At 38.7% G+C, this 7795-nt stretch carries 8 protein-coding genes and 1 tRNA gene; all 9 read right to left on the bottom strand.

Annotation, left to right across the window (positions count from 1 at the left end):
• Positions 1 to 7: 7 nt before the first annotated feature.
• Positions 8 to 4090, bottom strand: a complete 4083-nt coding sequence (gene rpoB, locus BTHERMOSOX_RS00275; RefSeq protein WP_138118425.1) for a DNA-directed RNA polymerase subunit beta — start codon at positions 4088 to 4090, stop codon at positions 8 to 10.
• Between the two features lie 168 nt (positions 4091 to 4258).
• Positions 4259 to 4639, bottom strand: coding sequence for a 50S ribosomal protein L7/L12 (gene rplL / locus BTHERMOSOX_RS00280; protein WP_138118426.1), 381 nt, complete (start codon positions 4637 to 4639; stop codon positions 4259 to 4261).
• Between the two features lie 32 nt (positions 4640 to 4671).
• The gene (rplJ, locus tag BTHERMOSOX_RS00285; protein ID WP_138118427.1) at positions 4672 to 5190 is read right to left on the bottom strand and encodes a 50S ribosomal protein L10; all 519 of its coding nucleotides are present in this window, start codon (positions 5188 to 5190) and stop codon (positions 4672 to 4674) included.
• 193 nt (positions 5191 to 5383) lie between these two features.
• Positions 5384 to 6079: a 50S ribosomal protein L1 gene (gene rplA, locus BTHERMOSOX_RS00290; RefSeq protein WP_138118428.1), complete on the bottom strand. Its 696-nt coding sequence runs from the start codon at positions 6077 to 6079 to the stop codon at positions 5384 to 5386.
• Between the two features lie 4 nt (positions 6080 to 6083).
• A complete protein-coding gene (rplK, locus tag BTHERMOSOX_RS00295) occupies positions 6084 to 6512 on the bottom strand; it encodes a 50S ribosomal protein L11 (RefSeq protein ID WP_138118429.1) in 429 nt (142 codons plus the stop codon).
• Between the two features lie 82 nt (positions 6513 to 6594).
• The gene (gene nusG / locus BTHERMOSOX_RS00300) at positions 6595 to 7128 is read right to left on the bottom strand and encodes a transcription termination/antitermination protein NusG (RefSeq protein ID WP_138118430.1); all 534 of its coding nucleotides are present in this window, start codon (positions 7126 to 7128) and stop codon (positions 6595 to 6597) included.
• Between the two features lie 11 nt (positions 7129 to 7139).
• Entirely contained in the window at positions 7140 to 7511 is a 372-nt protein-coding gene (gene secE, locus BTHERMOSOX_RS00305) for a preprotein translocase subunit SecE (protein WP_249360557.1), read from the bottom strand.
• A gap of 19 nt (positions 7512 to 7530) precedes the next feature.
• A tRNA-Trp gene (locus tag BTHERMOSOX_RS00310) sits at positions 7531 to 7606 on the bottom strand.
• A 62-nt stretch (positions 7607 to 7668) separates the two neighbouring features.
• Positions 7669 to 7795, bottom strand: a 127-nt coding sequence (locus BTHERMOSOX_RS00315) for an EF-Tu C-terminal domain-related protein (RefSeq protein ID WP_488153930.1), incomplete at its 5' end; no start/stop codon positions are given.

Genomic DNA, 7795 nt, shown 5'->3' on the forward strand with positions numbered 1-7795 from the left:
CTCCTAATTAGTGTTGCTCAAGCTCAACGTCGATACCTAATGATCTAATCTCTTTGATTAGTACATTAAACGACTCTGGCATAACAGATTCTGTGATGTTTTTACCATCAACAATACTCTTGTACATCTTTGCACGACCAGCAACGTCATCAGACTTAACCGTTAACATTTCACGCAATGTGTGTGCAGCACCATAAGCTTCTAATGCCCATACTTCCATCTCACCAAATCGTTGCCCACCAAACTGTGCCTTACCACTGAGTGGCTGCTGTGTGACTAATGAGTAAGGACCTGTAGAACGAGCATGCATCTTATCATCTACTAAGTGATTTAGCTTCAACATGTGCATATAGCCAACTGTAACTGGACGATCAAACGCGTCACCTGTACGGCCATCGTATAATTGTTCTTGACCTGATTCTGGAAGATCAGCAAGCTTAAGTAGAGACTTAATATCATCTTCTTTAATACCGTCAAATACTGGTGTTGCCATTGGTACACCTTCTCTCAGATTTTTAGCTAATTCAATAATCTCTTCGTCGCTAAATGCACTGAAATTTTCTTGTTTACCGTATGAGTTGTATACCTTGTCTAAGAACGCTCTAATTTCAACAACCATTTCGGTACGCTTTTCATCAAGCATTGCTGCAATCTTATATCCTAAGCCTTTTGCTGCATAGCCTAAATGAACCTCAAGCACTTGTCCAACATTCATTCGAGATGGAACACCTAGTGGATTTAGCACAACATCAACCATTGAACCATCTTCTAAGTAAGGCATGTCTTCAACTGGAGAAACGCGCGAGATAACACCTTTGTTACCATGACGTCCAGCCATCTTATCACCAACTTGAAGCGTTTTACGCGTTGCCACATAAACTTTAACCATCTTCATAACGCCTGGTGGTAATTCTGCACCTTCGCTAATCTTGGCCTTTTCTTCTTCTAAGAACTTGTCAAATTCAACTTGCTTGGCTTTAGCTTGTTTAACCAATACTGCAACTTCTTTATTGATAGCAGCATCTTCAACTTTGATTTTAGCAATGTCTTTATTGTCAAGTTTTTTCATCAACTTAGCATTAAGCTTTTCGCCTGCCTTGATATCGCCAACAGCCTTTGTAATTACATTACCAGAAAGCTTCAATCGAATACGACGGAAGATATCACCATCAATAATGCCGAATTCATCATCAATATCTTTCTTAACTTTTTCTAAACGATCCGCATCAATACTTAACGCTCTTGAATCTTTTTCTACACGATCACGGGTAAATACTTGAACATCGATGACTACGCCTGATTTAGAAGCGCCAATTCTTAATGATGAGTCTTTAACGTTATTAGCCTTTTCACCAAAGATTGCGCGTAATAACTTTTCTTCTGGAGATAGTACAGTTTCGCTCTTAGGGGTTACTTTACCCACAAGAATGTCGCCACCCTTAACTCGTGCACCCACATAAACCACACCCACTTCATCTAGCTTGGCAAGTGCAGATTCACTAACATTTGGAATATCAGCTGTAATTTCTTCTGGACCTAATTTAGTGTCACGAGAATAAGCAGTTAATTCTTCAATATGAATCGTTGTGTAACGATCATCCTTAATAACTTTCTCTGAGATTAGAATAGAATCCTCAAAGTTGTAACCATTCCACGGCATAAAGGCAATCTTCATGTTTTGACCTAATGCTAATTCACCAAGGTCAGTTGAAGGGCCGTCAGCAAGAACATCACTTTCAGCAACTTTGTCACCCACTTTAACTAATGGTTTTTGATTAATACAAGTGTTTTGGTTTGAACGTGAATACTTAGTTAGATTATAAATGTCAACACCCAATTCACCCGCTTTAGCTTGCTTAGAGTCAACACGAATTACAATACGTGACGCATCAACAGCCTCAACAACACCTGCGTGTTTTGCAGTGACACAAACACGGGAATCTGTCGCAACAACGCGTTCAATACCTGTTCCAACTAATGGCTTTTCAGCACGTAGTGTTGGTACTGCTTGACGTTGCATGTTTGAACCCATCAATGCACGGTTAGCATCGTCATGCTCTAAGAATGGAATCAAGGATGCTGCAACCGAAGAGATTTGTTTAGAGTCAATATCAATTAGCGTTACTTCGCCAGAATCAACTAATACAAATTCATTCTTATGGCGGCATGAAATTAGATCATCTTGCAACTGACCTTTGTCATTTACTGTCGCATTTGCTTGCGCGATTGTATGAGTAATTTCATCAATAGCAGAAACATAAATAACTTCACCTGTTACTTTGCCTTTCTTAACAATCTGGTAAGGGGTTTCTAAAAAGCCATACTCATTAGTTTTAGCATAAACAGCTAAGGTATTGATTAATCCAATGTTCGGACCTTCTGGTGTTTCAATTGGACACAGGCGACCATAATGCGATGGATGAACATCACGAACTTCAAAACCAGCGCGCTCACGCGTCAAGCCACCAGGACCTAAAGCAGAAATACGGCGTTTATGCGTGACACCAGATAAAGGATTCACTTGATCCATAAACTGTGATAATTGAGAAGATCCAAAGAATTCTCTAACTGAAGCCGAAACAGGCTTAGAGTTGATTAAGTCTTGTGGGGTTAATTCGTCAGTTTCAGCTAAGTTTAAACCTTCTTTAACTGCCTTCTCAACACGAACCAAACCAATTCTAAATTGATTTTCAATCATTTCACCAATCGCTCTTACACGACGGTTAGCCAGTGTATCTACATCGTCAACCGAATCGTTACCGTCTTTAATGTTGATTAATAATTTAATAACACTTAAGATGTCGTCATTAGTCAGAACATACTCGCCAGTTTCAGACTCAATACCTAAACGACGGTTTAACTTCATGCGTCCTACTTTTGAAAGATCATAACGTTCGTTTTTAAAGAAAAGATTATTAAATAATAGGTTAACAGCATCTTCAGTTGCGGGCTCACCAGGGCGCATCACATGATAAATACTCATGCGCGCTTGGATTTCTGTTTCAGTTTCATCTAAACGAAGTGTATCTGAAATATAAGCGCCAGTCTCCGATTCGTTAATATACAAAACGTTAAACTTTTTAATTTTATTAGATATTAATAACTCTAATACATCTTCAGAAATAACAGTATTAGTAGCGACTAGAATTTCACCAGTTTCAGTGTCAATAATGTCATTTGAAATAACTTTATCAATTAAAGTTTCTAATGGCGCTGTAATTACTTTAATACCTGCAGCGGTAAGCAATTTAATGTGTTTGGCAGTAATACGACGATTCTTTTCAACAATAACATCTTTGCCAGCAAGAATATCAAACTCAGCAATCGTGCCACGTAAGCGCGACGGGTTAATACCTAAATCACATGACTTAGCCTTCATCTTAACCGATGAAGATTCAAAGAATGTATTTAAAATTTCATCGCTTGATAGACCCATTGCACGTAGCAATGTTGTTACTAGTAGCTTACGACGACGATCGATTCTAACAAATAAATGTTCATGATGATCAAACTCAAAATCTAACCATGAACCACGGTATGGGATGACACGTGAAGAGAATAAGATCTTACCTGAAGAATGCGTCTTACCCTTATCGTGCTCAAAAATAACACCAGGCGATCTATGTAGTTGAGAAACCACAACACGCTCAGTACCATTAATAACAAACGTACCTGTTGTTGTCATTAATGGTAGTTGGCCTAAATAAACATCTTCTTCGATGATCTGCTTAACTTTACGTTTTTTCTTTAGCGTAGAGCCGTTTTTATCAAATAATACTAGGTTAAGTTTAACGCGCAATGTAGAAGCAAAAGTTACACCACGTAACTTACATTCTTCTACGTTAAACTTAGGCTCTTGTAATTCATAATCAACATACTCAATTTCGGCATAGCCGTTAACTGCAGTAATAGGGAAAACTGATTGAAACACCGCTTGTAAACCAACATCTTTTTTAGTTTTGCTACCAGCTTGAATAAAGCCGTTAAAAGAGTCAATTTGAATTGCTAATAAATCTGGTTCTTTCAAAATTGATGTTCTTGAACCAAAGTTGTTTCTAATTCGCTTTTTTTCCGTAAATGAATAAGCCATGAATACCTCGTATTAATCGTTCTAATTTGGTTAAGAAGAAGTTATCTTCTTAAAAAATATCCAACCTTTAAATAAATATAAAGGTTGAAAATGCACCCAATAAAGTGTGCAAATGCAATAAACACCAAAATCCCCTAGTGGGGATTTTGGGTTTTTACGCTAAACTTATTATTTAAGTTCTACGCTTGCACCAGCTTCTTCAAGCTGCTTTTGAATCTCTTCAGCTTCAGATTTAGATGCCGCTTCCTTAATTGTTACAGGAGCTGACTCAACCATATCTTTTGCTTCTTTAAGACCTAAGCCAGTGATACCGCGCACTGCTTTAATTGCAGCAACTTTCTTCTCACCGAATGATGTCATTACAACATCAAACTCGTCTTTTTCTGCTACTGCTTCGCCAGCATCGGCTGCGCCTGCTGCAGGTGCTGCTGCTGCTACTGCTGCACTTACACCGAACTTTTCTTCCATTGCTGAAACTAATTCAACAACATCCATTACAGACATATCTGCAATTGCATTTAAAATATCGTCATTTGATAACTTTGCCATGATATTTACTCCTTTTATTTATTATTTGATTATTATTTTTGTTGCGCTACTGCTGACACCACGCGAGTTACTTTAGCTGGAACTTCGTTCAAAGTTCTAGCTAGTTTCTCAACTGGTGCTAACATTAATGCCATAACTGTACTAATTGCTTGATCTTTAGTTGGAAGGTCTGCAATACGTTTAAGCTGATTTGCATCTACAAATTCACCTGAAACGCCCAAACCTTTAACGACTAAATCTTCATTATCTTTTACAAAGTTATTGAAGACACGTGCAACTGCACCAGGATCTTCTTGCGAAAATCCTAGAATTACCGGCCCACTAAGAACGGGTAAAACACACTCACATGTAGTTTCGTTAAGCGCTAATTTTGCTAATGAGTTCTTTACAACACGTAAAGTAACATCAGCATCCAAAGCACTTGCACGAAGCATAGTCATTTGTTCAACTGTCAATCCGCGATACTCAGCTACGCCAACAGAAATTGCACTATCAGCTAGTGAATTTACTTGTTCAACAACAACTTTTTTTGCTTCAAGATTTAGAGCCATTTGCCTCTCCTGAACAGTTTAAAAAAGAAAGCTATATTATAACTTTCGCCATAGAGTACTCACGCACCCTCTACATAGGCCGATTGTGTTACCAATCATTTATGTAGAAACCCCAGGAGGGGAAACTACACCCATGGTCTTTGAGGAACGTAAGACAAGCCTACGACCCAAAGAATTTTGTTACTCGATCTTACTAAATATCAAGCGTGCTCAAATCAACTGCGACGCCTGCGCCCATTGTTGAAGAAACACTTAATTTTTTAAAATAAACACCTTTAGCAGAACTTGGCTTAGCTTTCTTAAGCGCTTCCATTAATGCTGTAATGTTTTCAGCTAATGCTTTAACATCAAATGATGCTTTACCAACACCTGCATGAATAATTGCAGCCTTATCAGTACGGTAACGAACTTGACCTGCTTTAGCGTTATTAACCGCTGTAGCAACATCTGGTGTTACAGTACCAACCTTAGGGTTAGGCATTAAACCACGTGGGCCTAACACTTGACCTAAACGACCAACAACACCCATTGCATCTGGAGATGCAATAACCACATCGTAGTTAAGATCACCATCTTGCATAGACTTCATTAAATCTTCCATGCCAACAATATCAGCACCAGCAGCTTGCGCTTTAGCAACGTTGTCACCTTGTGTAAATACCGCAACACGAACAGTTTTGCCCGTACCGTTTGGCAATACAACTGCACCACGTACGTTTTGGTCTGATTTCTTAGAATCAACACCTAAATTAACACTGATATCAATTGACTCATCGAACTTTGCAGTTGCGCATTCTTTAATTAATGTTAAAGCATCTTCAATTGAATAACGTTTGCCAATTTCAACTTTAGCTGCAATATCTTTTTGTTTTTTTGTTAACTTAGCCATCTGATTAACCCTCCACCGTAATACCCATAGAGCGTGCTGTACCAGAAATAATAGTTACAGCAGCCTCCATGTCATTTGCATTAAGATCTTTCATCTTAATGGTTGCAACTTCTTCTAGTTGTGCACGTGTAATACTGCCAACTTTGTCAGTATGAGGAACGCCAGAACCTTTTTTAATACCTGTCACTTTAAGAATTAACAAAGCAGCTGGCGGTGTTTTAGTAATGAATGTAAAACTACGATCACTATAAACTGTAATAATTACAGGCACCTTCATACCTTTATCGATGTCTTGAGTTTTTGCGTTAAACGCCTTACAAAACTCCATGATGTTTACACCATGTTGACCTAGTGCAGGTCCAACTGGTGGTGAAGGATTAGCTTCTTGTGCAGGCACCTGAAGCTTAATATATGATTCAATCTTTTTAGCCATTTTATCTTCCTTGAGGGGTTGCCTCATTTGGGTTCAAGCGCCTATTAAGCTCCCCGGTTAAAAGCGACATAAGTCGCCGTATTTAAGTCTTTTCTACTTGTGAGAATTCAAGTTCTACTGCTGTTGTACGTCCAAAAATCAATACTTCAACTTTCAAAATGCTCTTGTCGTAATCAACTGCTGCAATGGTGCCATTAAATTCATTGAATGGACCATCAATAACTAATATCTCTTCACCAGGTTGGTAAGCAACTTTAGGTTTAGGTTTATCAGCACCCTCTTGAACACGCATCATGATGCGGTCAACTTCACGCTGAGTGATTGGAGAAGGCTTGCCTGAAGATCCGCCAATAAAGCCGATTACATTATTAGTGTTTTTTACCAACAACCAGCTTGGCTCCGTAAGCTCCATATTCACTAGCATATAGCCAGGAAAGAACTTACGTTCAGCCGTCTTCTTTTGACCATCTTTAAGTTCAACCACTTTTTCAGTTGGCACCATTACTTCAGCGATCAGATCTTCAAGACCTTCTCTGGCAATAGCATCTTCGATTGCAGTTTTAACTTTAGCTTCATAACCACTTCTAGCATGAAGTACGTACCATCTTTTAGACATCTAGAACTCTCTTAATTTGTTAACAGTTGGACCATCCACGAAAACAACGCGTCCACTATCCACAAGAATATAGCAACAATAACCACAGCTACCATAATCATGCCTGTTGTTTTAACAGTCTCATCACGTGTTGGCCATACAACCTTACGTAACTCAATTTTGGTTTCTTTAGTGAACGCTGCTAAACGCTTACCTTGTGGTGTTTTGAAAAAAACCAATCCAGCAACAACCAATCCAGCTAATAAAAGTAATACTTTAAATAGCGTGGTGATTAAACTTAACGGGTCTAAATAAAACACAGCAAGAGATGTAATCACTATTAGGATTGAAAAATACATTCCTAGTGATGAATCTTTTGCTTGATTTTCAATTGTTTTACTCAAAATACACCTTTATTTAATGTGGCAGGCGAGGAGGGACTCGAACCCCCAACCAACGGTTTTGGAAACCGCCACTCTACCAGTTGAGCCACTCGCCTATAAACTTTAAAGGCTCGGACAAAAGTCCGAGCCAAATTTTCTTAAGTTTTCAGCTTAAGAATTAATCCGTAACTTTAGCAACAACGCCCGCACCTACTGTACGACCACCTTCTCTAATTGCGAATCTTAAACCATCTTCCATTGCGATTGGTGATAGAAGCTCTACTTGCATCTTCACGTTATCGCCT

The organism is Bathymodiolus heckerae thiotrophic gill symbiont, from assembly GCF_900128515.1.
Lineage (GTDB): Bacteria > Pseudomonadota > Gammaproteobacteria > PS1 > Pseudothioglobaceae > Thioglobus_A.